A 24,724-nucleotide genomic window follows, 5' to 3' on the forward strand; every position below is an offset into this window, starting at 1 on the left:
CCATGATCAGCGGCCTGAACGAGAACGACGTGGCCGAGATCGGCCCCGAGGGCCTCGAGGACGGGCTCGATCCCGCCAGGCCCCTGCTCGAGGTGAGCGATCTCGCGGTCGAGTTCCGCGCCCGCAGTGGAGTGGTCCGCGCAGTCGACGGCATCAGCTACACCCTGGCGGTCGGCGAAACGCTGGCGGTGCTCGGCGAATCCGGCTCGGGCAAGAGCGTCGGAGCGCAGGCCGTGATGGGACTGATCGACAGCCCACCGGGTTTCATCACGCGTGGCAGTATCACCTTCCGCGGGCTGGAGCTGACCGACCTGTCCGAACGGCAGTATCAGCAGGTCCGGGGACGCCGGATCGCCATGGTGTTCCAGGACGCGTTGAGCGCGCTGAACCCGGTGTTCAGCGTCGGCGATCAGATCGCCGAGATGTACCGGGTGCACGCCGACGCCGGCCGCGCGGACGCACGCGACCGCGCGATCGAAATGATGGACCGCGTGCACATTCCCTCGGCCGCGCAGCGGTTCGGGGACTATCCGCACCAGTTCTCCGGAGGCATGCGGCAACGCATCATGATCGCGATGGCGCTAGCCCTGGATCCCGATGTATTGATCGCCGACGAACCCACCACCGCGCTGGACGTCACCGTGCAGGCCCAGATCATGGAGCTGCTCGCGGAACTGCAGCGCGACAACGGAATGGGCCTGATCCTGATCACGCACGACCTGGGCGTCGTCGCCGATGTGGCCGACCGGGTCGCGGTGATGTACGCCGGCCGGGTGGTCGAGACGGCCGGAGTCGACGACCTCTACGCCCGCCCGGCCCATCCGTACACCGAGGGACTGATCGCCTCCATTCCGCGCATGGACCTCGACCGCCAGGAACTGCAGCCGATCGAGGGCGCACCACCCAACCTGGCGCGCATTCCCCCGGGTTGCCCCTTCCATCCGCGCTGCCCGCGCGCGCGTGACCGCTGCGCAGTGGACGAGCCACCGCTGTACGACGTCGCCGCGGACCGGGGATCGGCCTGCCACTATTGGGCGGAGGTGCTGTCGGATCATGAGTGACACACCGATCATCGAGGTCCGCGACGTGGTGAAGCACTTCCCGATCAAGCGCGGCGCGATCAGACGCCAGGTCGGCAGCGTCAAAGCCGTGGACGGCGTGAGCTTCGACCTGCACCGGGGCGAGACCTTGGGCATCGTCGGCGAATCCGGCTGCGGCAAGTCGACGCTGGCCCGGTTGGTCCTGCGGCTCGAAGAGGCCACCTCGGGCCAGGTGCTCTTCGAAGGCGAGGACATCTACCAGATGGGCAGGCGCCGGCTGCGAGAACTGCGGCGCGAGATCCAGATCGTCATGCAGGACCCCTACACCTCGCTCAACCCGCGCATGACCGTAGGCGACATCGTCGGAGAGCCGTTCGCGATCCACCCCGAAGCCGCGCCGAAGGGATCGGCGCGGCAGCGGGTCCAGGAACTGCTGGAGCTGGTCGGGCTCGATCCCGAGCACCTCAACCGGTACCCGCATCAGTTCTCCGGCGGACAGCGCCAGCGGATCGGAATCGCCCGTGGGCTGGCGCTGAGTCCGAAGGTGGTGGTGTGCGACGAGCCGGTATCCGCGCTCGACGTATCGGTTCAGGCCCAGGTGGTCAACCTGCTTGCGCGACTGCAGCGCGAGCTCAGCCTGTCCTACCTGTTCATCGCTCACGATCTGTCGGTGGTCCGGCACATCAGTGACCGCGTCGCCGTCATGTACCTCGGCAAGATCATCGAATTGGGAGACCAGGCCGGCATCTACCGCGAACCCGCTCATCCTTACACCCAAGCGCTGTTGTCTGCGGTTCCTCTGCCCGATCCGGCCCGTCGGGACATGAGCCGGCGGATGGTCCTCGATGGCGACGTACCGAGCCCGGCCAACCCTCCCAGCGGGTGTCATTTCCGAACCCGCTGCTGGAAGGCTCAAGAGGTATGCGACTTGGAGGTGCCAGCGCTCAAGGTGCGGGCCGCGAACCATCCCGACGCCTGTCACTTCTCCGAGGTCCAGCACGTGGTGACCTGACGCTATCGCCGGGAAGTGGGCTTGCCGGCGGCTGACGAGAGCCTGGCGCCCTGGTGAGCGCTAGCCGAGGTGTGCCGTCGCTTGGCAGCTCTGGCGTGAAGTGGGTCGATCAAGGGGTCCACTGGAGGCTGGCCCATATTGCGATACGAGTTCTGCTCTATCAGCACCCCGTCGGCATTCACGACGAGATGGTCGACGCCACACCAGCGAGCTACCGTGGCCCCCAGCGCCAGGATCTCGTCCTTGTCGGCGCCAGTGGCGAAGGGTTCCGCGGCTTGCGCGCGGCGGCACTTCCAAACGCCCGCCTCGTAGTAGGTCTCTATATCGTCCATATTTTGCTCCCTGGGAACCGGCCCACGCGCGACAGCTTCCCGACCTAGATCAGCGCCGTCGTCCTGGCACCCGGTGGTGCTGCCCGATCGAGACGACCACGGCCGTAATGGTGAGTCCGGCGAGAACGAGATGCAGCCAGCGAGCGGCCGCATTCAACGCGACCAGGTTCGCCAGCGACGAGTCGCCAAGGAAATACATTCCCAGATAGATCACCCCACTGACCACCAGATACTCGCGCGATCTCCGTTCCTCCTTCGCCGCAATGATTGCCCACACGCCAAGAATCAAATGCACTGAATTCAGCAGGATCGAAGTCCGGAACACTCCGATGATCAGTGCCTTCGACTCCGCGCCGAAGAATCGCAGCTCGTCGAAATTCAGGGTCAGTCCGGGGACGAACCCGAACACGCCCAGCGTCAGGTTGGCACCGCCGATCCACAGCGCCAGCTCCTGAACGAATCTGCCTTTTGACCGGGCGCCGGTCAACTGCCCGCCTCCCTCCTCGCCTGTGACCGAATCACGACTCGTCCGCCACGTCGAAAACCCGGTCCAGACCTGTCCGGTGCAACAGATCGGCGGTTCGCCGATCAGCGTGACGAACCACGACGCCGCCGCCGCGCTGCCGGCAGATCCGATGCGTGTCGAGCAGTACACCGAGCAGCGTCGAATCGATCTGCCGTGCATCGGAAACGTCGATCACGACTACGGCTACCCCGCTCATCACCAGGTCCCGGATGGACTGACGCAACGCCGACAGGCCATCGGCCAGAAGGCCGTCCGAGAGCGAGATGATCGCCTTCTGCGGCGAAGAACTATGAATGCTGTCGGGCATGCAGGGCGCCTCCCGGCTCGGGTATCCGTGGGCTCCAGACTGCGGGACGAATCTTGAGGTCCTCCGAACGGCTTCTTGACGATCAGGTGACGGAGTTTGCACGGGCCGCGCCAAAGGGGGCTCTCTTGCGGGCCTCGACGGAGTGATTCCGGCGTGGTCGTACGCGCATCCGGCTCAGCGCTTCAGACCGGCGTCAACCAGGTCGATCCTCACCACGACCGGAGTTGAGTCCTGATCCACCGATCCAGTTCGCCCGGTCGCCGGTAAGGGCAACGCGAGCACCTTCGCCAGCATGGCCGTTGCCGCCGGATGATCGCGCTGATACTGGAGCAGGAAGCGTCGTGACTCCTCGGCCGAAAGTGCGGTGGCTTTGGCCCGGGTGTTACGGATCTCGCCATTCCAGACCCGCACCGCCGAGTTGACCTGAATGTTCTTGAACCACTGAGCCTGTCCGCCGTATCCGGAGACGACTGTCAGCGCGCCCGGCCTGCGCTCAGCGATCTCCAGTACGACGTACCGCAGGTTGCCCGTACGACGGCCACGATGTTCGAGCATGACGATCCGATGGCCGAGCAGGTCCCCCAGACCGAGCTTGAACAATGCGATCGGCGCGCGAGCGAGCCACCTCGGAAACCGGCGGCTCACTCAGCATCGCCTGTCCGCAACTTGCCTAAGGCAACCACTTTCATCAACACACCGCATACCCCCTCTTGCCCGGGATGGATGGCAGTCGCCCCTCTGCAACTACCACCGCACCCCGGCCTCAGAGAGGACCGGCAGCGATCCGGCGGATGTTCCCACGAATCGTCGCCGAGCCACTTGAAACGCTATGCGCTCGCTCACCACCACTTCAAACCCAGAAGTCCAAACCGCCACAACTTCACGAACTCGTAAACCCAACTCAAAGCCCTCGAAGCACACCCCCAAGCCGCAGCCTCAGCAGGCGACTGCTCTCGCGTTCAGTCACTCCCAGCTGAACGCCGTTCCAGACGGTCATGGCGTGGCCGTCTGACACAAAAGCGGCCGCTGAGAAGGACCGAAACCGCCGCAGCGCACCAGCAGTCTCTGAAGCAACTACTCGTCCCTAGAAGCGCCTCGCCGCCTCCATCGCGCTCGCCATGTGACCGACGATAGGACGTTCTCGTCTACTGCGCCGACGACCGCTGCTCGTGTCCGAGGCTGCGAGACCCGCGCGAACTCACAGCTCTAACTGCACCCGCGTGAAGTCATCGATCGACAGTTCAGCCGGGCCGCGCACGTTTCGCCAGGTCGGCGCGCTGGGCGGCGAATGCCCGCTGTGCGCGACGGGTGTCGCGCACTCTTGAAGGCCCGGACGTGGTGCCTGGGAGTGGAACAAGCCAGCGGCTCCTTAGCGTTTCACCTCCAGGTCGGATACGTCGTACCAGGTGCCGCCGGAGGGCTGTTCGATCATCGGGTCGGCCCAGTGCAGGCGGAGCCGGTCCGGCTGCACTTCAGTCAGCCGCGCCTGTCGCCAGTCAGGATGGTCGATGGCCCGTACCCACCAGAGCTCGGCCAGGCTTGCCAGCCCTTCGGTCCGGAGGAGCTCGATCGCATCCTCCCGGGACGTGACAGGTCCGAGGGCTGCCCCGAACACGGTCGTGGCCTGCCAACCACCGGCCAGTGGCACGGCGTACCCGAGAAGCTCGCCGTCGTCTCGGGTGACTTCCTCGGGAGCAGGAAAGCCGGGCCACTGGTCGCGGATGGCCGCGATGATCTTGTCGGTCGTAGCGCGCAGCCAGCGAATGCCGGCCAGTTCAGTCTCACTCCCCGCGTAGCTGGCGGTGTCGACCTGCTGCCCACCGATCCAGGTGCCCCGCAGTGCCTGGGTGGCGTCGATCGCGGCGGTCGGGTCACCGTCGACCAAGACGAGGTCCGCCCGTGCGCCGACCTCCAGCCGGCCGCGGTCGTGCAGCCCAAACACGTCCGCGGGCGTCACGGTCGCAGCGGTCAGTGCCTCGGCGGGGCGGAGACCGGCGCGGACCAGGTGCTGGAGTTCGCGATGCAGGCTGGCGCCGTGGACCAGGCCGGGATTCGGTGCGTCGGTACCTGCCAGCACCCGTACGCCGGACTCGTGCAGCGCCGTCGCGTTGTAACGTGCCGCGGCGCCGTCCGGAGGCTCGGGTGGCATCCAGCGGTTCGCCTGTGCGGTGAGAACTCGCCGCCAGCGAAAAGACAGCCGGGATGCCAGTTCGGGCTGTGCCAGCAACGGCATCACCCCGTCGACCGGGAAGCCGTCGATGAGGCCGAGCGTGGAGATGACGGCAACTCCCGAACGGGCCACGGAACCGATCTCACCGTCGGTCATCCGGTCGAACGGGACGTGTGCCAGGACGTCGGCGCCGCATTGTGCAACGACGACGGCGCCGCGAGCCGTCGACACGTGTGCGACCACGGGAAGACCGTGACGGTGTGCTGCACGGATCAGCGCCTCCATCGTCGCGATGTCCAGCGACGGCATGTTCAGCGTCGCGCCCGATCCGTCGTCGTAGATCAGCTTCAGGTGGGTCGATCCCTGGTCGGCGCGGGCCGCGACGAACGCGCTGGCGTCGCCCGGCCCGCTCACCGTCGGGAACGGCGCGTAAGCGATGCTCGGGTGCCCACCGGGCGCGGTCGCGCCGATCCCGGACGTACGGACGGACGCGGCCTTGGAGCACGCGGTGGCTGGGGCGGTCCCGGATTCGGCGGCCACCGACGCCGCGCCGCCAGACGAGCCGGCGGCGAGCTCGGGGACGAAGACCTCCGGCTTGCTGAACTGGTCGATGATCGTAGTGACGCCGAAGGTCGCCGCGAGCTGGGCGCTGCCGGGCAACAGGTGGACGTGCGCGTCGATCAGCCCGGGCAGCAGGGTTGCGCCGGAACCATCCACCAACTGCTCGCCGGGCCGCACGATCTCGGCGTTGCCGATGGCATCGATCCGGCCGTCCGCCACCCGCAGATGGGTGCCATGGACAACCTCGCGGCCGTTAAAGATCCGGACACTGGCGAAGGTCACGTTGGTCATACCGCCGACGCTAGGGGTTGCCGTAACGAGAAGGTCCAGCCAGTACGCAGCCCGCAATCACCGCGCCCCTGGACGACAACGCCCGGATGACGGCTGAGCTGAAGGCGCACCGAAAAGCGGATCGTCGCCGAGCTGAACGTGATCCTCGGCGTCATCGACCGGACGGCTCCGGCGCTGGCACCCGGACAGCCGTCATTGGGTGAACAGGCTCAGGCAACGGTGAGCCCCTCGCCCGACTCCGTAGGCCAGACACAGACGTTTCGACCGCGTCCATCCGCTGGCCCCGCCGCGCACCTTTCGTAACTGATCGAAATGATGGCCCGTCTCCGCTGGGCCCGCCGCCCACCTTTCATAACTGATCGAAGCGATTGGCCTGCTCCAGTCCCCTTCCTAGGGTTTCCGCCACTGCATTCCCTACCTGGAGGTACTGATGCGAGTTCATAGAAAGGCCGGCCTGGTCGCCGCCGGGCTTGCCGCGCTGGCTACCGCAGCCGGCGGCGTGTCCGCCGCCCAGGCCGCTGCCCCGGTTCCGGCGCAGGCACCTGCTGCTGCCGGCTACGTTCTCGAGGCGACATCTGCAACAGGGCCGCTGGCCACCTTCCGGCTGCGCAACCGGGCGACCGGGCGATGCCTCACTGCCGAGTGGAACGACCATGTCCACGCCGCCCCGTGCGACGGGCGGTGGAGCCAGGACTGGTTCTGGGTAGCTACCAGCCAGGGCTGGCACGCGCTCAAGAACGATCAGACCAAGCGTTGTCTGGACGGGACGCGGGCGACCGGTGCGGTGTACGCGGGCGGCTGCAACGGTGGCCAGTACCAGAACTGGTCCCGGAACAGCGGCGGTCAGATCATCCAGCATGAGTCGACCCAGCGGCTGGACAGCAACGGTGCCGGCTCGGTCTACCTCTCCCCGCCGAACAACGGTGACTACCAGCGATGGGACTGAGTAAACGCTGAAGTTGTCATGCCGGGGCGGGCGCGCGAGGTACCTGCATCCGCCCCGGCGGTTCGCTGCTGGACGTCGGTGAGGATGCTCCGGTGGTTCTGCGCAGTGACCAGCGTGCGGCGTATGCGCCGACTGGCACGGCACGCCCTATACCCGTCGCTTCAGGTTGGGTCGTTGTAGCGCGAAGCCGAGTAGCGCACCCGCCAGCCTTCGGAGTCGATCAGCCAGCCGGCCAGCTCACCGCTGCCGCCGAGTTCCGTCCACGTACCGTCGGCTCGCTGCCAGCCAAGGGGCAGCGAGCCGGTGTCGGCGGCGTGCAGGAGACGAGCCAGCACCAGGTCGACAATGTCCGGGATCAGCTCCTGCACGGTCCGCCGCGTGTCCGCATCGGCCAGCAGTGAGCGCCAGCGCTGGCCCTCGGGCCCGCCCATTCGGCGGGCCGCGAGGGCGTCGAGGTCAGCGATGGCCTCGTCGCGCACCGACGTCATCAGCTGCTGGCCGAAGCGGTCCAGCTCAGCCGGGTCGTTCATTTTAGGGGTCTCTCCAGGGGATGCGGGTCGGTGTGGTCACACCGCGGGCCTCGAGGTCTCTGATCGCTCGATTGACGATCGAGCGTGCGAGGGCCGGATCCATCCCGGCGCTTGCCATCGCCTTCGTCTCGATCTGCCGGACAGTCTCCCATGTCGGCGCCACACCAGGGTTGGCCTTGCGCCAGGCCGAGTAGTGGGTGTTCTGGAAGGCCGAGATGCTGCCGCGGCCCATGTGCGGGACACCCAGTTGCCGCAGCACCCTGTCGGGCACCGCGAGCGCGGCACCGGCGTCGTAGTTGGCTGCATTGCGCATGCTGGCCTGGGCGACCGGGTGGTGACCGCGGACGGTCGAGTACGCACCCGTCCGCGCATGCACCGACAGTCCACCGGCCACCTTGCCGGCCACTGCGCCGAGCGGCCCGGTGACCGCGCCGACAGCCGCACCCTCGAGTGCCTTCCCGCCGACGTCGCCACCCGTGACGAGGGCCTCGGTCGCGCCGCCGGCTGCGCCGCTGATCGCACCGGAGGCCGAGCCGCCGGCCACGGTCGCAGTGGTTCTCGCCAGCACGCTGCCGCCGATCGCCGCACCACCCGCACTGGCGCCGAGAGTCGCTGCGCCGACGCCGCCGGCAACCGCGCCTCCCAGTGCGGCTCCACCCAGCCGGAGTGGGCTGAAGCCCTCACCGGACTTGTACTGGCGATAGCCCTCGATACCCGCACCGACCAGGGCGCCGATGCCCGCACCGACGGCGATGTGCACCCAGTTTCCGTCCGGGTCGGTCAGCCGGATCGGGTTGTTGTTGGCATAGGTGTACGCCGCCAGGTTGGCCGAGGCGTACACCCCGCTGTTCGGTGATCCGTCGAGGTAGCTCTCGAGTGCCTCGTCCGGGCTCTGCCACACGTTCGTTCGCGGGTCGTAGTAGCGGGCGCCGTAGTAGTAGAGGCCGGTCTCGGGATCGATCTCCTTGCCGGTGTACTGATGTGGCACCGGCTGGTTGGGGTGCTCCTCGACCCAGGTCTCGCCGCCAGGGAAGTAGTTCAGGTGCTCCGACATCCCGCCCGAGACGTCCGTGACGAACCCGGTGGAGGCGAGATGGTCGCCGTGCGAGTAGAACTGCCGGTCCTCGTAGCGCTGATCGGGTTCGACGAACTTGGTGACGATCTTGGTCTCGCCGATGAAGACGTGTTTGTACGCCTTGTTCCCGACCGTCGAGTAGTTGTGGTTCGGGTAGACGTGGGTCTGGCTGGAGTCCTTGATCACCCGGTTGCCGCGGTCGTCGTAGGCGAACCGGACGTCCGGGGCGCCACCCGGGTTGTCGCAGGAGGTCGGGTCCTGCGGCAGCACCTTGTTCTGCACGTTCTCGTGCGTACAGGCGAGCCGGTTGTCCTCGTCCCAGATCAACTGCCGCCGCGGTCGTGGTTTCTGATCGCGGCTGATCTGGTTGCCATTGGCGTCGTACTGCAACGAGTGCGGCCCGAGCACCGATGCCGCATGCGGCCGTCCGCTCGCGTAGGTGTAGCCGTAGTCGTACGTCGTCTTGTGCTGGGTGACCGAGTTGCCGTTCGTGATCAACTCGTGGAACTGATCCTTGCCGGTCAGGTTGTGGATCGAGTCGTAGGTCAGCTCGAGGGTGTACTTGTCGGTCTTGGGTCCGCGGGAGGTGTAGCTGCCCGCCGCGTGGGTGAGCTGGTACAGGTCGTCGTACTCGAACGTCTGCTGGCTCGGCCCGCCCACCTGCCTGCCGACCTCGGGACCGTCGGGTGGCGCCGTGTCGTTCACGAGCGAGGTGATGTTGCCGACGTTGTCGTAGTCGTAGTTGTAGTTCTGGAAGACGTAGCCCTGGGCAAGCTTCGACTGCAGGTTGGCGAGCCGGCGATCGGCCGCGTTGTAGCTGTACGTCGTGCGGGTGCCGTTGCCCACGTCCAGCAGGACCCGCTGATCGAACTTGTCGTAGTCCAGCCGCTTCAGGTATTGGTAGGTGCTGCCGGCCTTGACGCCGGTGGCCGCGTCGACCAGGCCGCCGCTGTTGTAGCGGTACGACAGCACCTCGCCGTCGGGGAACGTCAGCTTGAGAACGCGGTTCCAGGTGTCGTAGGTGTATTTCGTGGTGAACACCTGCGTGTGGCTGCCTTGTCCCGGAACAGTCCGGGTTTCGGTGACCACCTCCCCCAGCGGCCCGTACTCACGGGCCACCGTTCCCGCCGCGTCACTGATCGCGGTAACCCGGCTGGCACCATTGTTCGGGGCACCGGGTGGACCGTAGGTGTAGGTGATGTTGTTGTCGGTGAACAGCGGGTACCGGACGCCGGCCAGCCGGTTGAAGTCGTAGTCGTACTCGACCGCCTTGCCGACCGCGGCGAGCTTGGCCGTGACCCTCCGGGTCGTGTTGCCCGCCAGGTCGTACGACGTCACGGTGCGGCCGGAGTCCGGGCTGTCCAGCACCGTACGGCGGCCGAAGTTGTCGTACGCCGAGGTGGTGACGTTGTTCTTGTCGTCCTGCACCCGGGTGATCTGACCGAGCGGGTCGTAGCCGTAGCTGGTCCAGATCGCCGGCTGGTTGCCGGCCGGGTTGGACTTCTTGACCGCTGTCGTTTGCTTGCGGGTGTCGGCGAAGGTGCGCGTGACGTTGCCCTCGGCATCGGTCGCCACGACCTCGAACTGCTGGGTGCCCGCGCGGTCGGCACCGAAGCCGTACGCCGTCGTACTGGCCGTGCCGTCCGGCAGTGTCTCCCGGGTGGAGCGGTCGAGCACGTCATAGGTCTTCTTGGTCGGCTGCTCGGTATCGAAGGCCGGGTTGAACGTGGTGTTCGCCGCGCCCTTCGGCTCGGTGACCTGGAAGAACTGTTGCGCGGTCCGCCCGAACGCGTCGAAGATCGTCCGGCCGGACACCGTCATCACGTCGGCCGGCTGCGAGTCCGGCCCGGTGTGCACGGCCGCGTCCTTCTTGGTCTGCAGGACTCGCTTCAGCCCGTCGGTGAAGGTCACCGTGTCGATGGTGTCCGGCTTCACGCTGCCGTCGGCCTGCCGGTCCACGTGCCTGGTGACGGCGTACGGCACCGGCGCCTCGGGGTGGTACTCGAAGTCGATGCTCAGCCGGCCTTCACCGATCTCGTGCGGACCGGCGACGGAGTCGACCCGGCCCACCTTGTCGTAGAGCTGCCGCAGCAGCTGGTTGTTGACGTCGGTGGTGGTCTCCACCAGCCCGTACTTCAGGTTGTGCGTCATCGTCGACCGATAGCCGAAGCTGTCCGTGATCGAGTTGACGTGCGTACCGGCGGTCGTCTCGTAGGTGTAGTCGAGCCGGTAGCGCTGCCCACGCAGGTTGCCCGGGCTCGTCACCGACGCGATGTTGCCGTTGGCGAAGTACGTCAGATCGGTGACCGCCGCCGAGCCGTCCGCGAGCACGGCCCGGTGCTGGGTCAGGTTGCCGGTCGCGCAGTCGATCGTCGACTCGCGCTTGCGCATCAGCGTGCCTGCTCCGCCGCGCACCTCGAGCAAGGTCGCAGTGCCGACGATGTGGTTGTCGAGACAGCGCGAGTAGCTGGTCCGGGTGTCGACGTCGTCGGCCGTTCCGGCTTCCCCGTGGTCGATCTGCCGGGCCAGGTTGCCGAACTCGTCGTACGACATCTCCTGGTACGTCGACTTGCCGGGCTGAGCCTGTCCCTCGAACCAGCGCTGGTCGGTTCGGACCAGCTGCGCGAACACGGTCGCGGTGGTGCTGTTGCCATTGGCAACCGCTCCGGTCGCCACGTCGCGCAGCTGGTAGCCGTGCTCGGTCTCGGTGAACGGACGACCCTGCCCGTCGGATACGCGTTCGCGTTCGAGCAGGCCGCGGGTGTAGTAGCTGTCGGTGCGGTAGTCACGGGTCACGGCGCTGAAGGTCGCATTGCCGGCAGCGGTGTCGTGGTGCCGCTCGACGACCGTGCGGTAACCAAAGAACTCCCGCTCCAGCCGGCTGTAGTTTCCACCCGAGTAGCTGTACGTCGACAACTGGACGTCGGGTCCGTCGCCGGCGTGGCCGTCGTGGACGGCGACCTTCGAAAGCACCCAGCGCGAGTGCGGCTGGCCGTAGGTGTTGCCGTCCCGGGTGTAGTCGAGATCGATCCGCGAACCCAGCGGCCGGGACACGGACTTGAGCAGGTTGGTCCGGCCGGTGCGGTTCTGCGCCACCGTCAGCTGACCGTCGTTGCTCGAGGCAAGGTGATCGGCGTACCCGTCACCGTTGAGGTCCCGCAGTGCCCGCTCGGCGCGGCTGGCGCCGGTGAACACGTCGGCGCCCGGGTTGATGATGATGCAGCCGACCAGGAAGCAGATCGGAATGGTGAAGTAGACACCGCCGCCGAGCTTGGCGTTCGCATCGGCGTTGATCCCGGACAGGCTGCCAAGGAACGGCTGCGCCGCCGCGAAGGAGTTGCCGGTGTTCAGCGCGACCCGGATCGGGTTGCCGTCGAAGACCCGGTCGGCCAGACCGTCGCCGTTCACGTCCTGCAGGGTGCCGGCGCTGTTGCTGTTGCCCTGATTGAACGACGCGCCGCCGGCCAGGCCGTAGAAGTCGGTGTTGAAGCCGATGTTGATCCCGGCGTTGGAGCTCTTGCCGTCGTTCAGCGCCCCACCCGGCCACGGCTCGGCCGCGGCGAATCGGTAACCCAGGTTGAGCGCCGCCCGGCCGTTCTCGTAGACCCGATCGGGCAGCTCGTCCCCGTTGATGTCGAGCAGATCGAACCGGCTGTCACTGGTGCCGGTGCCGAGGTTGCCACCGATGCCGAGCGGCGGCATGTCGTTGCCGGTTTCGGAGGTGTTCGCGGTGCCGTCACCGGGCGGTGCCGCGTGTCCCCGTCCGGTGGACAGAGTGCGGGCCGCGCTGCCCGCGTTGGCGTTACCGGTGACGTTGTGGCTGCGCCGCACACTGCCGTCCGGCAAGTTGCCACGGGTACCGCCGAGGGTTCCGATCGGATCGCTGTACTGGATGCCGCCGGAACCGACCACGTCCGGGAACTTGTCACCGTTCAGGTCGAGATAGTCCAGCTCGCCCGTGCTGTCACCGGTCGCGATGCTGCCGCCGACGCTGCCGATCGGGCCGCCGGCGCTGCCGGTCAGCGAAATCTGCTGCGACCTCGCCACCCGCGGCGGTGCCACGACGCCGGTCAGGTCGGCCGCCGTCGGCAGATCGATCGACTGGCCCCCGAGCCGCGAGCTCGACACCGAGTCCTTGGCGATCCAGGACGTCTGTCCGGATGCCCATCGGTTGTCCGCCGGCGACGGCGCGAACACCATCACCTTGGGCGGGGTGATTCGCGGGTTCGCAGTGAAGGCCGCCTGGTCGCGCTGCGGGTCCACGTCGTCCGGCAGCTGGTCGCGGAAGCTCTCGTCGACCACGAGGTCGGTCTGCCGGATCGGCTGGGTGGCGCGATCCCGGTTGGCGTTGTAGCCGATCGCCGCCCAGCCGCGGTACGGCTGCGCGAACGCGCCCTCCTCGACCGACCGGTGGAACGCGCTCGGCGCCGCCGTACCGTCGACCGTGACCGACTGGCTGCCGAGGAACGGCCTCAGCTTGCGGTCCCTGGTGCTGAAGTCGAAGAACAGCTCCTCGCCGGCGGTTGCCGCTACGTCGAGCCGCAGCGTTGCCGGGTCGGGCAGCTGCCCGTCGGTGATCTCGATGACCTTCTTCGCCTTGAGGCCGGTCCGGCTCTTCACCGTGAACACGACCGTGCTGTCGTACGCCGCGCCGCCGAAGTCGAACGTCAGCCGCGGCTGCACCGACAGGGTGCCGTCGCTGCTCACCGGGTACGACGCCTGCGCGGCGGTGAGGTCGTTGCCCGGGTACATGTCGGCGTCGTACGGCGGGTCGATCTTCACCAGCGGACGGCCGTTCTCGTCGAACAGCCGGTCGATGCCCTCGGCAACCGTGTAGTGCGCGGTCGGCGTCCAGGAGACCTTCGCCTGGTCGATCGGCGAGTCGGTCTTGATGCGCCAGGACAGCTTCTGCCCGCTGGTCACGGCGACGTCCTGGTCGATCGTCACCGTGCCGGTGTCGGCGCCGGCGATGGTCTGCTGGAACACGGGCGTGCCGTTGCGGGTGACCAGTACCGTCACGTCGTCGGTCGTCGGACCGGACTTGGTGAAGGTCCCGCCCAGGTGCAGCGTGCCGTTGACCGGCGCCGTCACCTCCGACTTACGGCCGCCGAGGGTGAAGTCGCGGGAGGCCTGGTAGCGGTGCGTCGTCAGGCCGTTCACATCGGTCGTGGCGGGCGCGCCGACATAGCTGACCACCGGATCCCAGGAGACCCGGTCGGCGCTGCCGTCATCGCGGGAGCCGACCCGGAAGTAGAGCCGCTGACCGCGGGTCACCTCGATCGTGTCGACGCCCGTCGGGGTGTGTGCCGCGAAGTCGTTCGCGGGGATCGTCTGTGACCACAGCTCGGAGTTCTCGTGCTGGATGGCAACGCGAACCCCGTCCGGGTGCGCGAAGCGTGCGCCCGGATCCGCCGGGAGCAGCTTGGTCGCACCGGTCACGGCGACGGTTCCGTCGAACGGCGCGACCCAGCGGCGGACGCTGTCGACCAGCGGGAACGAGTCGTTTCGGCGGTCCCGCTCGGCGGCGAAGTCACCGAGCAGGCCGTTCGGATCGACCTGGGCGGACCCGATCGGCGCCGGGGTGTCGGCGGCCAGGCCGTAGACGGGCACGCCGTCCGGCCCGACCCGGCCGAACAGCACACCGCCACCGTTCACCAGGTCGGTGATGCCGTCGCCGTTGACGTCGGTGAAATACCGGTCGGTGGTGCTGGTGGTGCTGACGTAGTCGAGCTGCGCGGCGACCCCGCCGAGGTAGCCCTCGACGCCGAGCGTCAGGGTGTCCGACTGCCCGGACATGATGCCGGGAAGGTTGCCCAACGGCTTGGCCTGCGCGGCGAACCGCGGTTCGCCGCCGGGCTTGGACAGGTTCTTGCGGTAGCTGATGCCACCGTTCTTGTAGACCTTGTCCGGCAGGTCGTCGCCATCGACGTCGGTGAGTGCGAGCAGTCCGTCGTCCTCGCCGCGGCTGAAGCCGGCCTTGACGCCGACCGAGTTCGACTTGGTCGGCCCGGTGCCGAAGCCGACGTACAGGTGACCGCCGCCGCCGGAGCTTTTGCTGCCGTTGATCGCGCCGGACTCGCCGGCACCGTCGCGGATCGCGTCGACCGTGCCGTTGCGCACGTTGTCGTCGGGCGAGGTCCAATCGATCTTTCCGAACGCCTGGTAGCGGCCCTCGGCGTCGCGGATGTCGTCGAAGTACTCGAACTTGTGGGTGTTGAACAGCCGGCCGTCCTCGTCGAACTGCGAGACCGACTTCAGCAGCGTCTTCTCGAACGCCCCGGTCTGGTAGTCGAGCTCGTACCGCCGGATCAAAGCGCCGGACAGCTGTACGTCGACTCGCCGCAGCAGATCCGCGGTGACCCGCTTGAAACCGCCGCGGGCGTTGATGCCGACGTCCTTGCGGCGCGGCTCGCCCAGTTCGCGGTCCCGGACGAAGGTGACGCTGTACGGGCCTTCGGTATCGCCGCTACCGGTGTAGGTGATGCGCTGCAGGTACAGGTCGCGGCCAGGCACGGTTCCGCCGGCGGCAACGCCCGGGTCGTCCACCCGGGCATGGTGATAGCGCATCGTATTGCCGTGCCGGTCGCGCACCTCTCGCAACGCCCACAAGAAGCCATTCCCGCTGTCGTCGGCAAGGGTCGACCCCGGGGTGCCGCCGTACAGCCAACGGACGCCGGCCTTATCGGTGACCTCCCAGCTGTAGCCCTCCGGTGAGCTGCCGTGCCGCACGATCCGCGCGAAGCCGGCCTCGCTTCGAGTGTGGAACACCTTCTCCGCGGTCCGCGCGCCGGGCGCCGTACGGTGTGAGACCGGTGTCAGCTGCTCGCCGGCCATCACATAGGTCTCGGTCTCCAGGCTGTCGCTGTAGCGGGGCACCCCCCAGCGGGTCTCGACGGTGATCGCCTGCAACGGCAGGTCCCAGCCCGCGCCCAGCCAGCCGTTGGCCGCCGAGGAAGAGTAGGAAACGCCAAGCTTGGGCGTCAGCCCGGACCGCCCCGGCGGCACCTCGAGCGGATACGTCATCCGCGCCTCGCCCGAGTTGGCCGGAGCCGGCGGCTCGATCAGGTTCACTCCGGAGCTCGGATCGGCGGCCTGAATGTCCTTGATCTGGGTGGGATCGAACGACGCGCCGTCGGGGTGGTCCGGCACCACCACGGTCGCGTTGATCATGTCGGTGAAGTGATCGGTGAGGGACACCACCACGTTGTTGACCGTGTCGACCCGCACCCGCTCCAGCGGCCGCCAGCACCCGCGCTGGTCGTCGTAGTAGAACGTGTACAGGTCGTCGGTGGCGGTGCCGACCGCTGCCGCGTCGTAGGGCAGGGTCAGCTCGACCTTGCGCTCGAACTTGAACGGATGCGGCGTGAACTTGTATCCGCGCCGCGGACCCTTGGTCACGTTCTCCATGCCCGGCGCGAGATCGTGCAACTCGTTCTCGGCCAGCGCGGTCACCGAGATCGTCACTGGAGCGGCCACCGAGTCGGGCCCGAGCAGCAGTTTCGAGTCCTCGTGCGCCACGGCGATACGTCCGGGCTGCTTGGGGTCGACGAACTTCGTGTACGGCGTTGCCTTCGGTGCGGCAGGTGGACCCGCGGCCGCCGGGGCGGTACACCCGAGCGCCGGTGGCAGCGTGGATATCCGCGCCGCCGGTGCGATGGACGGTCTCAGGACCGAGCCGAGCAGTGCGAGCACCACCATCGAGGCGAACGCTGCGCGCCTGCCACCCCTGAATACAACGAATCGCTTGATCACCGAGACACCCCCACTGGCGCGCGGACACGCCAAAGCAGCCGGACTACCGATTAATCCCCAACCCCCAAGAGCGGAACCTGCTATCCGGGCCGCTCACCCCGGTGGTGCCACACCCCTCAGCGTGCTGACTAGGAGCTAGCTTGCGGACACGATGGGCAGCCGTCAACGGTTGACAAGATGAATTCTCAGCTCGGGACTCGATGCCGGGAACCGGCGACCCCATGTCAGCAAGGAATTTTGCCGTCCTGACCGAGCGCGAGAAGAGATCGACGCGCTCGTCGATGAGGGCTTGTCGAACGACGAGATCGCCGCGCGGCTGCTCAGCCCGCGTCGGCTTACGGCTCTAACAACGGCGAACGGTCAGCAGCCCGCGACCACCACGTGTGCGCGGGTACGAAGCGCGGTGGAATCGAGGTAGAACTCCTCCGCCGCTGCCCAGCGACCGATCCAGTCCTCCGGGCCGTGGTCGTGGCCGCGGGCGTTCAGGCGGGCCAGGCAGATCTCACTCGGGGTGTCCACGTGCACCGTCAGGCCGTAGAAGTGTTCCAGTTCCGGGCGTGCGGTGTAGCAGACGGTCGGGTCCTCGACGTACAAGCAGGGCGGATCCGCGATCGCCTTGCCCCCCGAGCAGGCAGGCCCTGCCTGCCGCATCGCGGCAGAACCCGGCAACCGGCTCGTCAATCCGCCACCAATGAAGGGACCAGCGCAACCGGCCACCAAGGTCGCCAGCACCGGGAAGACACCGGCACACGTCCCAGCAGTACGGTGGCGATCGCCACCGCCACGCCATACTCGATGAACACGCCGGTCAGCAGGCCGCGGATGTCACGTCGCTTCGCCAGGAGTCGAGCGATCCAAGGACCGGTCAGGTGCGGCGCGATCAGCGCCGCGACCAGCAGCCCAGCCACGGTGGCGGGTCTCACTTCTGAACAGAGATCGGAATGGGGCTGGCCAGCTAGATGCTTTGCGGGAAGTCGAAGAATTGGTTCGGGTCGTAGGCCTTCTTGATCGCCGCCAGCCGGGCGTGGTTGCCCGCGTGGTACGACGCGTCCGGGTCCGCCAGGGCGAGGTCGGGGAAGTTGGGGTAGACCCGTCCTGAACCGTCGGCGTGAGCCGTTGTCCAGGACTCGTCGAGCCACGGATCGCCTGGCTCGGCAGTGTGTTCGAGCTGGAAACGCTCGGCACGATGGGCGAAGGCGGTCGCATCCTCGGCCACCCGGTTGTAGGCGCCGCCCATGGCGGTGAAGGAGATCTCGCGCCGGCCCGTACGACGTGGCTCGGCCAACCGGGCCAGGAGCGAGTTGACCGTGTCAAGGGCCAGGCAGTGCCGGAAGAACTCGGACCTGATCCGGAGAGCGGCTGCCGGGAGGTCGCGCGAATCGGCGAAGGTGTCCTTCAGTTGGGAGTACGGCAACCCCGCGCGCAGGTCGAACGCAGGGACCACGCCGGCTTGATCGCAGAATTCCCGAAGCAGTTCGCGGGTCGCTTCCTCCTTGAGGGTCGAGGCGCCGTACAAGGTCGCGTGCATAGGTCTATCTGGAGTCGAGACGATCGACAGGTTGGCGGTGAGTTCGTCCGGCGCGTCCGGCGCCCAGGCCTGCCAGGCCGAGACCAGGTCCGCGAGCGGGATATCCCGCCATTGCGCCTCGATGCGGGTGGTCATCGGTTCGGGAACGGTGTCGAACCGCAGCTCTGTGACCACGCCGAACTGGCCGCCGCCCGCGCCGCGCAGCGCCCAGAACAGGTCCGGCTCATGGTGGCCATCGCACTCCACAACGTTGCCGTCGGCAAGTACGACCTGCGCGCCGGTGAGTCGGTCGCAGGTCAGCCCGTACTTGCGCCCGAGCAGGCCGATCCCGCCGCCCAGAGTGAGCCCGGCAATACCAACGGTGGGTCCGCACCCGGCGGGCAGAGTCCGGCCGTAAGCGTGCAGACCCGCGTACACCTGTTGGAGGCGCGCGCCGGCGCCGATCGTGGCGGTCTGGTCAGCCGTGACCGAGAGGCCGTCGAGGCCCGAGAGATCCAGCACGATGCCGTCGCTCGAGGATCTGCCGGCGAAGCAATGACCGCCGCCGCGCGGTACCAGGCGGTCGCCGGTGGCATTCGCGTACGTGATGGTGGCGACGACGTCGGGGACCGAACGGCACTGGACCACCAGCCGCGGATGTACGTCGGTGTAGTTGGGATTGACCGGGCGGCGAGTCGTTTCGTAGTTCGGCGACTCGGGATTGAACACCTCGCCGTCAAGCGAAGCGGCGAAGGCGGCGACGGTTGGCATGAGTCGAGGCTAGGAGCGGCCTGTCCAGCGCGTCTTGAACAGATCACGCAGTCAGACCGGTGGTAGCAGCCTGGTTCGGCCGGCCAGGAACGGCCTGAAGGAACTGGAATGGTCATGCCCGCAGGTACATCTGCCGATCAGCTGGCGCGGGGTGAGACCGGTGAGGCGAAGGCACTCGCGGTTGAGATGGGCCTGGTCGGCGTACCCGGCGTCCATCGCCAACTGCGCCAGGCCGGCCGGACCACCCGGCCCGGCGGCGTTCGCGTCCGCCTGGGCGAGCGCGAGAAATCCCTGGAACCGCAACGTGCGCTGGAGCGCTTTGGGGCTCAAACCGACGGCCTGCAGGCTGCGACGGCGTAGCTGGCTCGCGGACAGTGAAAGGTGAGCGGCGACGATATCGATGTTGACCGGCCGCCACGGCATCAGCGCCCGGACAGCCTCGGCCATCAGTGGATCCGTCTGGCCGCTGGTTCGGAACTCGCGGACCAGGCGAGCCTGCAAGTACGTCAGAGCCCGCTCAGGTGTCCCCGCCAACGCCATCGCCTCCACCAGGCGGTCGGCCGAACCTCGCCACAAATCCGTCAGACCCACGCGCTGGTCCACCAGATCGTCGAGCACGATGGGAAGCGGCGGAGCGGTGCCAGGGTGGAACCGCACGCCGACGATGGTGGTGTACGGCGGGATGACCTCGACCTCGGCACGTGTCAGCGGACCGATCAGTTGTGCCGGGCCACCGATCGGGAAGTGCAGTTCGACCCCGCCCGTGGGCAGATGGCGCTGCACGTACGGCGCCGTACCGGTGCGCTGGATCCACACTGCCCGGACCACACCCGCCAGTTCCGGCCGTGGCGAACACTCGACGTACGACTCCATGGCCATGCTCGACTGAAGCGTTCGCAGGGTGGTGCCGTCAAGCCGATTGGCCTTTCGAACGCCCTCGAGTCCCGGTCCAGGATGCGCGATCTGTTCAATCGCGCCGGGGTGTTCGCCGACTAGCTTCGACGACGTGACCACCTCAGGAAGGACCACGATGTCTCGAGTGACGTTGTACATGGCGATGTCCCTGGACGGGTTCATCACCGGACCGCACGATGACGCCCAGAACCCGGCCGGCCTCAACGGCATGCGCCTCATGGACTGGCTCGGCAACGTCGACAGCCATGGCGACAACACCGGCGAGGATGATCGGGTCGACGCGTACCGGCCCGGGAATCCGAACAGCCAGATCGTGTACGACGAGGCGATGGCCACCGGCGCCGTCATCACCGGCAAACGAACCGGCGACTTCGCCGGCTACTGGGGCGGCGATCACCACGACGGCGTACCGATCTTCGTGCCGACCCATCAGCCACCGGGCGACAACCCGCACGAACGGGTCCACTACGTCACCGACGGCATCGAGGCATGTGTCAAGCAGGCCAAGGAGGCAGCCGGCGACCGCGACATCCTGCTGCACGGCGCCTACACCGCGCAGGAATGCCTCAAGGCCGGCCTGCTCGACGTCATCGAAATCCAGCTCCGCCCAGTCCTGCTCGGCCAGGGCCGGCTGCTGTTCGACGGGCTCCCTCCCGAGCACATCGAGCTCGACCTGGTCCGAACGCTCGAGGCACCTGGCGTCCTGCACCTGCGATACGAAGTAGGCCGGCCGTGACGGCGCCGATCCGGCTGTACATGTCGATGAGCCTGGACGGATTCATCGCCGGACCGGACGACCAAGCCGGACAAGAACTCGGCCGCAACGGCGGACGGCTGTTCAACTGGCTGGACGACCGGATGTCGCCGGGCGTCAACGGTCAGGTGTTCGCCGAGGCAATGAGCACCGGCGCGATCATCTCCGGACGGCGAACCTTCGACCTCGCGCACGGCTGGAACGGCGACCATCACAACGGCGTACCGATCTTCGTGCTCAGCCATACCGACCCGGACGACAAACCATCCGGCAACACGAAGTTCGTCTCCGACGTCGTCTTCTGCGCCTCCCAGGCCCGCGCCGAGTCCAAGGACCGAGCCGTCATGGTCCACGGCGCCGGCGCGGCCCAGGCACTCTTGCGCGCCGGCCAACTGGACGAACTCGAAATCCACCTCGTCCCCGTCCTGCTGGGCGCAGGCCGCCGGTTGTTCGAGGCAAGAGACACCGAGCACATCGACCTCCAGCTCACCAGGCGCCTGGAAGGCCGCGACGCCCACCACCTGCGCTACCGAGTACTGAAACACTGACGCAAGCTCAGCCCGGGTGAATCGTCTGAGCTAGTTCTACCGCGCAACCTCCCGACGGCGGCGCTCGCGCTGGACCTGCAATTGGACCGTATGCCCGTTACCGTCGAGCAGGCATCGGCAACTGGGGGTGGTGCGTGTGCTCGAGATCCGGCTGCTCGGTCCATTGGAGATCAGCTTGCACGGACGGACGGTGACGCTGCCCGGCCATCGTCTGTCCGCCTTGGTGACGATCCTGGCGCTGTCGGCCAATCGTCCGGTCCCGGTGGAGGTGATCGCGGACCGGCTGTGGGGCGAGGAACTGCCGCGTAGTGCCAAACCGGCCTTGCACACCTATGTCGCCCGGTTGCGCCGGTGCCTCGGCGACAGCGCTCTCGAGACCCATCCGGCCGGATACCGATTGCGGATCGAACCCGATCGAGTCGACGCGGTGCGGCTGGCGAACCTGGTCCGGGAAGCGGAACGCGAGACAGACGCGTCAGTGAAGCGAAAGCTCCTCGAGACCGCGGCCACGCTCTGGCGAGGTACTCCGTTCGCCGGTGCCGCCGCGTCGGACTGGCTCACCGTCGCCGAGGCGGCCCGGCTCACCGAGACCTACCTGTCCGTTGTCGAACAACGCATCGATCTCGATCTTGCCGTCGGCAGCTACCGCGGTCTGGCGAGTGAGCTGCAGGACTTGACCACCCAGCACCCGCTTCGCGAATCCCTGTGGGCCCGGTTGATCTTGGTCCTGCGCCTGACCGGCCGAACCGCCGAGGCCTTGGAGCGTTACGAGCAGATCCGCACGATGGTGGCCGACGAACTCGGCGTCGACCCGGCGCCGGCCCTTCAGCGCGAGTTCGCCACTCTGGTAGCGCCGCGGGACGAACCAGTCGTACCGACAGCCACGGCGAGTATCGGCCCGCCACGGCAGCTCCCAGCATTCCGCCGAAACTTCACCGGACGAGCAGCGGAGCGGCAGCGACTCGACGAGTTGCTTGCAGATGCCCCGGCCGAACGACCGACCGTCGTCACCCTGACCGGACCGGGTGGCGTCGGTAAGACGACTCTCGCCACGCACTGGGCCGCCGGCGTCGGGGATGAGTTTCCGGACGGCCAGTTGTTCGTCGACCTGCGAGGTTTCGCCGCCGAGGCGCCGGTGCCGCCCGGTGCCGCGCTGATGGCCTTCCTTCGCTCACTCCACGTACCGGCGAACGAGATTCCTCACGAGACCAGCGATCGGGCCGCTCTGTTCAGGACCCTAACGGCTGATCGACGGCTACTCCTACTCATTGACAACGCCCGCAATGCCGAACAGGTCCGGCCGCTGATTCCCGCGTCCGGGAGCCTGGTGCTGATCACCAGCCGGAACCAGCTGCGCTCGCTCGGGCCGGCCATCGGCGCCCATCGCCTCCCGGTCGGCCTGCTCCCGGCCGACCAAGCGGTTGACCTGCTGACCGCCACCGTTGGAGCCGAACGGGTTGATGCTGAACCGGCCGCTGTGAACGAACTGACCGAGTACTGCGCCGGCCTCCCGCTGGCCCTTGCCGTGGCAGCCGAAGCAGCGGGCCGGATTCCGGGCCGCCCCTTCGCGGAGCTGGTCAACGCCATCAGGGACGAGCGGCGTGCACTTGATGTCTTCGCCGACCCTGACGACGAAACCGGCGACCTGCGGCGAGTCTTGTCGTGGTCGTACCACGCGCTGGAGCCGGAGAATGCCCAGCTGCTCAGATTGCTTGGCCTGTTGCCATCAGGATCGATCAGTACGCCGGCCGTCGCGGCGCTCGTCAATAGCAACGTTCTGGCCGTCGAAGGTCGGCTGCAGCAACTCGACATCGGTCACCTGCTGAGCCGGGCTCAGCCTGGTCGATACGAGTTACACGACCTGATCCGGGCATACACCACAGAGCTGACCACCGAGCTGGATGACGAAGAGGTACGTCGGACCGCGATCGGTCGCGCGCTCGACTGGTATCTGCACACCGTGCAGAATGCGACGGTCAGCACGGAAAGCCAGCCGCACCGGGTGTATCTCGCGACGTCCGCCCATGAACCGCTGACCTTCGCGGACGAGGCGAGCGCGATGAGCTGGCTGTGGGGTGAGCACCTCGAGTTCACTTCCTGGATCCGGACGGCGATCAGGAACGGGTTCGACGGCCATGCCTGGCGCCTCGCGTGGCGGCTGCACGAGTTCCTCTACATGGCGTACCTGCTCGACGAGGGGCTCGAAATCTGCCGCCTCGGGATCGAGGCAGCCGAGCGTCTCGGCGACCCCCGGGCGCAGTATCTGAGTTGGGCCGCGCTCGGCGCGCTCGAGAAACGTGCGGGCCATCTGGCCGCCGCGCAGAACTGTGCCCGGCGGGCGATCAACCTCGCCCAGAGCCGCGGCGACGCCGCCGCAGAGACGAGATTCCGGACGAATCTCGCGCAGATGTTGTGGATCGCTGGAGACATGGAGGGGGCGTTCGAGGAGATGAGTGCCGCCGAAGCCGCCGCGGACCGCTACACGCAGCCCTCCAAAGAGCCGCTCCCACTGGCACGCGACCACTTGCACACGATGGCGGGCGCGCTCAACGTCCTACCCGGCCGAGTGGAGATTGCCAAGCCCCACCTCGAGACCGCGGTCCGGCTGGCCCGTGCGGAGCGCAACTGGTACTACGAAGCGCTCAATCTCTGCAACCTCGCCGAGGTTCATGAGCTGCAGGGCGACGACACCGCGGCAAATTTCTACGGCGCTGAGGCGCTGGAGCGTCTTGAGGGCTTCCGCGCACCGCCGGTCACCTTCGCCAGCCTGTCCGTCCGAGCTCGTGTCGCGGCCCGGGCCGACCGGACCGAGGAGGCGCTCAACCTGGCGCGCCGGCTCTCGAGAGCGTCCCCGCCGGCGACCCCTGCGGTGACGAACTCCGAAAACTGATCGACTCGCTCAGCCTCAACTCCTAGAAGCGGTCAAGGAGTGGCTGCACAAATGTGCGTACTCGTCTGCAAACCGCCTCAAGTTGTGCCGCCGGTCCCGCAGATCACAAGGTCGTCGCCGGCGCGCGCAACGGATACCGTAGGCGGGACCCTTCGCCCGGTCGGGCGGTACGGTTCCCTCGACGTCTGTGTCTCCGCTTCGATTGTTCTGGGGGGAATCGATATGGGCATGTCACGAACCGGCAAGATCCAGATAGGGCTGGTGGCGGTCGTCGTCGCGGCGATGTCGTATGGCGGGTGGTATCTCATCCCGCGGCATCACAGCGGACCGTTGGGGACCGTCTTCGAAAATGGCACGGCGGGTGCTCGTCTCTGCATGCCAGTGGGCGAGGCCGTCGATGTGACGTATGGGGTTGGGCCGTTGAACAACACCAGTTCGTCGACTGCCGTGATCACAGATGTTGACCTCGTCGACGCCCATAACCTTGAGCACGTGGTTGCGATCCTTGTGCCATTCGACAAGGTGATGGTCGGCTCGAAGGTTGGCTGGACCTATGGGCAGGGTCCATGGGGTGTGAAGCCTGCTGATCCGCTACTCGCGACCGGCGCATTGCTGCCGGGCAAGGAAGAGAAGTACCAGCTGGTCATGCGTCTTACCCGCCCAGATGTGCTCGGAGAGAGCCGGGCCGAAGGTATCCGGGTTGAGTATCGCGTCGGGATGCGCCGCTTCGTCAGCGAATACGGCCCGAGCCAGCTGCTCCGCCCGGGACGCTGCCACTAGCCCCGAGCTGACGCCAC

Annotated in this window: 18 protein-coding genes; 7 read left to right on the plus strand and 11 right to left on the minus strand. The window is 67.4% G+C overall.

All coding sequences use genetic code 11. The features are described from left to right. Positions 1 to 2 precede the first annotated feature (2 nt). Complete coding sequence (locus tag ACFFGN_RS04490) at positions 3 to 1,061, plus strand: ABC transporter ATP-binding protein (RefSeq protein WP_380044008.1); 1,059 nt, start codon at positions 3 to 5, stop codon at positions 1,059 to 1,061. After that, positions 1,054 to 2,052: an ABC transporter ATP-binding protein gene (locus ACFFGN_RS04495; protein WP_380044009.1), complete on the plus strand. Its 999-nt coding sequence runs from the start codon at positions 1,054 to 1,056 to the stop codon at positions 2,050 to 2,052. The genes ACFFGN_RS04490 and ACFFGN_RS04495 overlap by 8 nt, the downstream gene beginning before the upstream one ends. A gap of 2 nt (positions 2,053 to 2,054) precedes the next feature. Here ACFFGN_RS04495 and ACFFGN_RS04500 read toward each other — a convergent pair whose 3' ends face one another. From ACFFGN_RS04500 to ACFFGN_RS04520, 5 genes are all read right to left on the minus strand, one after another. Next, complete coding sequence (locus tag ACFFGN_RS04500; RefSeq protein ID WP_380044010.1) at positions 2,055 to 2,384, minus strand: hypothetical protein; 330 nt, start codon at positions 2,382 to 2,384, stop codon at positions 2,055 to 2,057. Positions 2,385 to 2,433: 49 nt separating this feature from the next. Continuing rightward, positions 2,434 to 2,871 carry a DUF4383 domain-containing protein gene (locus ACFFGN_RS04505; RefSeq protein WP_380044011.1) on the minus strand — a complete coding sequence of 146 codons (438 nt, stop codon included), beginning with the start codon at positions 2,869 to 2,871 and terminating at the stop codon, positions 2,434 to 2,436. Positions 2,872 to 2,902: 31 nt separating this feature from the next. Continuing rightward, positions 2,903 to 3,217, minus strand: coding sequence for an STAS domain-containing protein (locus ACFFGN_RS04510; RefSeq protein ID WP_380044012.1), 315 nt, complete (start codon positions 3,215 to 3,217; stop codon positions 2,903 to 2,905). Positions 3,218 to 3,391: 174 nt separating this feature from the next. Further along, positions 3,392 to 3,862, minus strand: coding sequence for a nitroreductase family deazaflavin-dependent oxidoreductase (locus ACFFGN_RS04515; RefSeq protein WP_380044013.1), 471 nt, complete (start codon positions 3,860 to 3,862; stop codon positions 3,392 to 3,394). Between the two features lie 724 nt (positions 3,863 to 4,586). Further along, a complete protein-coding gene (locus tag ACFFGN_RS04520; RefSeq protein WP_380044014.1) occupies positions 4,587 to 6,239 on the minus strand; it encodes an amidohydrolase family protein in 1,653 nt (550 codons plus the stop codon). A 430-nt stretch (positions 6,240 to 6,669) separates the two neighbouring features. Between ACFFGN_RS04520 and ACFFGN_RS04525 the strand changes: the two genes are divergently transcribed. Next, positions 6,670 to 7,185, plus strand: coding sequence for an RICIN domain-containing protein (locus ACFFGN_RS04525; RefSeq protein ID WP_380044015.1), 516 nt, complete (start codon positions 6,670 to 6,672; stop codon positions 7,183 to 7,185). 161 nt (positions 7,186 to 7,346) lie between these two features. On the opposite strand, the gene ACFFGN_RS04530 is transcribed toward ACFFGN_RS04525, so the two are convergent. The 6 genes from ACFFGN_RS04530 to ACFFGN_RS04555 form a co-directional block, all read right to left on the minus strand. After that, positions 7,347 to 7,715 carry a hypothetical protein gene (locus ACFFGN_RS04530; RefSeq protein ID WP_380044016.1) on the minus strand — a complete coding sequence of 123 codons (369 nt, stop codon included), beginning with the start codon at positions 7,713 to 7,715 and terminating at the stop codon, positions 7,347 to 7,349. Between the two features lies 1 nt (position 7,716). After that, positions 7,717 to 16,488, minus strand: coding sequence for a SpvB/TcaC N-terminal domain-containing protein (locus ACFFGN_RS04535; RefSeq protein WP_380044017.1), 8,772 nt, complete (start codon positions 16,486 to 16,488; stop codon positions 7,717 to 7,719). Between the two features lie 414 nt (positions 16,489 to 16,902). After that, the gene (locus ACFFGN_RS04540) at positions 16,903 to 17,223 is read right to left on the minus strand and encodes a nucleoside/nucleotide kinase family protein (protein ID WP_380044018.1); all 321 of its coding nucleotides are present in this window, start codon (positions 17,221 to 17,223) and stop codon (positions 16,903 to 16,905) included. After that, complete coding sequence (locus ACFFGN_RS04545; protein WP_380044019.1) at positions 17,220 to 17,465, minus strand: hypothetical protein; 246 nt, start codon at positions 17,463 to 17,465, stop codon at positions 17,220 to 17,222. The genes ACFFGN_RS04540 and ACFFGN_RS04545 overlap by 4 nt, the downstream gene beginning before the upstream one ends. A 32-nt stretch (positions 17,466 to 17,497) precedes the next feature. Continuing rightward, complete coding sequence (locus ACFFGN_RS04550; protein ID WP_380044020.1) at positions 17,498 to 18,820, minus strand: FAD-binding oxidoreductase; 1,323 nt, start codon at positions 18,818 to 18,820, stop codon at positions 17,498 to 17,500. Positions 18,821 to 18,871: 51 nt separating this feature from the next. Next, positions 18,872 to 19,873, minus strand: coding sequence for a DUF6597 domain-containing transcriptional factor (locus ACFFGN_RS04555; protein ID WP_380044021.1), 1,002 nt, complete (start codon positions 19,871 to 19,873; stop codon positions 18,872 to 18,874). On the opposite strand from ACFFGN_RS04555, the gene ACFFGN_RS04560 reads away from it, so the two are divergent. From ACFFGN_RS04560 to ACFFGN_RS04575, 4 genes are all read left to right on the plus strand, one after another. Beyond that, entirely contained in the window at positions 19,851 to 20,471 is a 621-nt protein-coding gene (locus ACFFGN_RS04560; RefSeq protein ID WP_380044022.1) for a dihydrofolate reductase family protein, read from the plus strand. The genes ACFFGN_RS04555 and ACFFGN_RS04560 overlap by 23 nt on opposite strands. Next, the gene (locus ACFFGN_RS04565; RefSeq protein ID WP_380044023.1) at positions 20,468 to 21,037 is read left to right on the plus strand and encodes a dihydrofolate reductase family protein; all 570 of its coding nucleotides are present in this window, start codon (positions 20,468 to 20,470) and stop codon (positions 21,035 to 21,037) included. Before ACFFGN_RS04560 ends, ACFFGN_RS04565 begins: the two co-directional genes overlap by 4 nt. A 136-nt stretch (positions 21,038 to 21,173) precedes the next feature. Continuing rightward, positions 21,174 to 23,927 carry an AfsR/SARP family transcriptional regulator gene (locus tag ACFFGN_RS04570; RefSeq protein ID WP_380044024.1) on the plus strand — a complete coding sequence of 918 codons (2,754 nt, stop codon included), beginning with the start codon at positions 21,174 to 21,176 and terminating at the stop codon, positions 23,925 to 23,927. A gap of 228 nt (positions 23,928 to 24,155) precedes the next feature. Further along, entirely contained in the window at positions 24,156 to 24,707 is a 552-nt protein-coding gene (locus ACFFGN_RS04575; protein ID WP_380044025.1) for a hypothetical protein, read from the plus strand. The last annotated feature ends 17 nt before the right edge of the window (positions 24,708 to 24,724 follow it).

It is taken from the genome of Kribbella deserti (genome assembly GCF_042434725.1).
GTDB lineage: Bacteria > Actinomycetota > Actinomycetes > Propionibacteriales > Kribbellaceae > Kribbella > Kribbella deserti.

Coding starts and splice junctions, on each gene's coding strand:
- ACFFGN_RS04495 (WP_380044009.1), top strand. CDS start 1,054: ATGAGTGACACACCGATCATCGAGGTCCGCGACGTGGTGAAGCACTTC.
- ACFFGN_RS04560 (WP_380044022.1), top strand. CDS start 19,851: ATGTCTCGAGTGACGTTGTACATGGCGATGTCCCTGGACGGGTTCATC.
- ACFFGN_RS04530 (WP_380044016.1), bottom strand. CDS start 7,715: ATGAACGACCCGGCTGAGCTGGACCGCTTCGGCCAGCAGCTGATGACG.
- ACFFGN_RS04500 (WP_380044010.1), bottom strand. CDS start 2,384: ATGGACGATATAGAGACCTACTACGAGGCGGGCGTTTGGAAGTGCCGC.
- ACFFGN_RS04490 (WP_380044008.1), top strand. CDS start 3: ATGATCAGCGGCCTGAACGAGAACGACGTGGCCGAGATCGGCCCCGAG.
- ACFFGN_RS04535 (WP_380044017.1), bottom strand. CDS start 16,488: ATGGTGGTGCTCGCACTGCTCGGCTCGGTCCTGAGACCGTCCATCGCA.
- ACFFGN_RS04525 (WP_380044015.1), top strand. CDS start 6,670: ATGCGAGTTCATAGAAAGGCCGGCCTGGTCGCCGCCGGGCTTGCCGCG.
- ACFFGN_RS04575 (WP_380044025.1), top strand. CDS start 24,156: ATGTCACGAACCGGCAAGATCCAGATAGGGCTGGTGGCGGTCGTCGTC.
- ACFFGN_RS04555 (WP_380044021.1), bottom strand. CDS start 19,873: ATGTACAACGTCACTCGAGACATCGTGGTCCTTCCTGAGGTGGTCACG.
- ACFFGN_RS04550 (WP_380044020.1), bottom strand. CDS start 18,820: ATGCCAACCGTCGCCGCCTTCGCCGCTTCGCTTGACGGCGAGGTGTTC.
- ACFFGN_RS04510 (WP_380044012.1), bottom strand. CDS start 3,217: ATGCCCGACAGCATTCATAGTTCTTCGCCGCAGAAGGCGATCATCTCG.
- ACFFGN_RS04520 (WP_380044014.1), bottom strand. CDS start 6,239: ATGACCAACGTGACCTTCGCCAGTGTCCGGATCTTTAACGGCCGCGAG.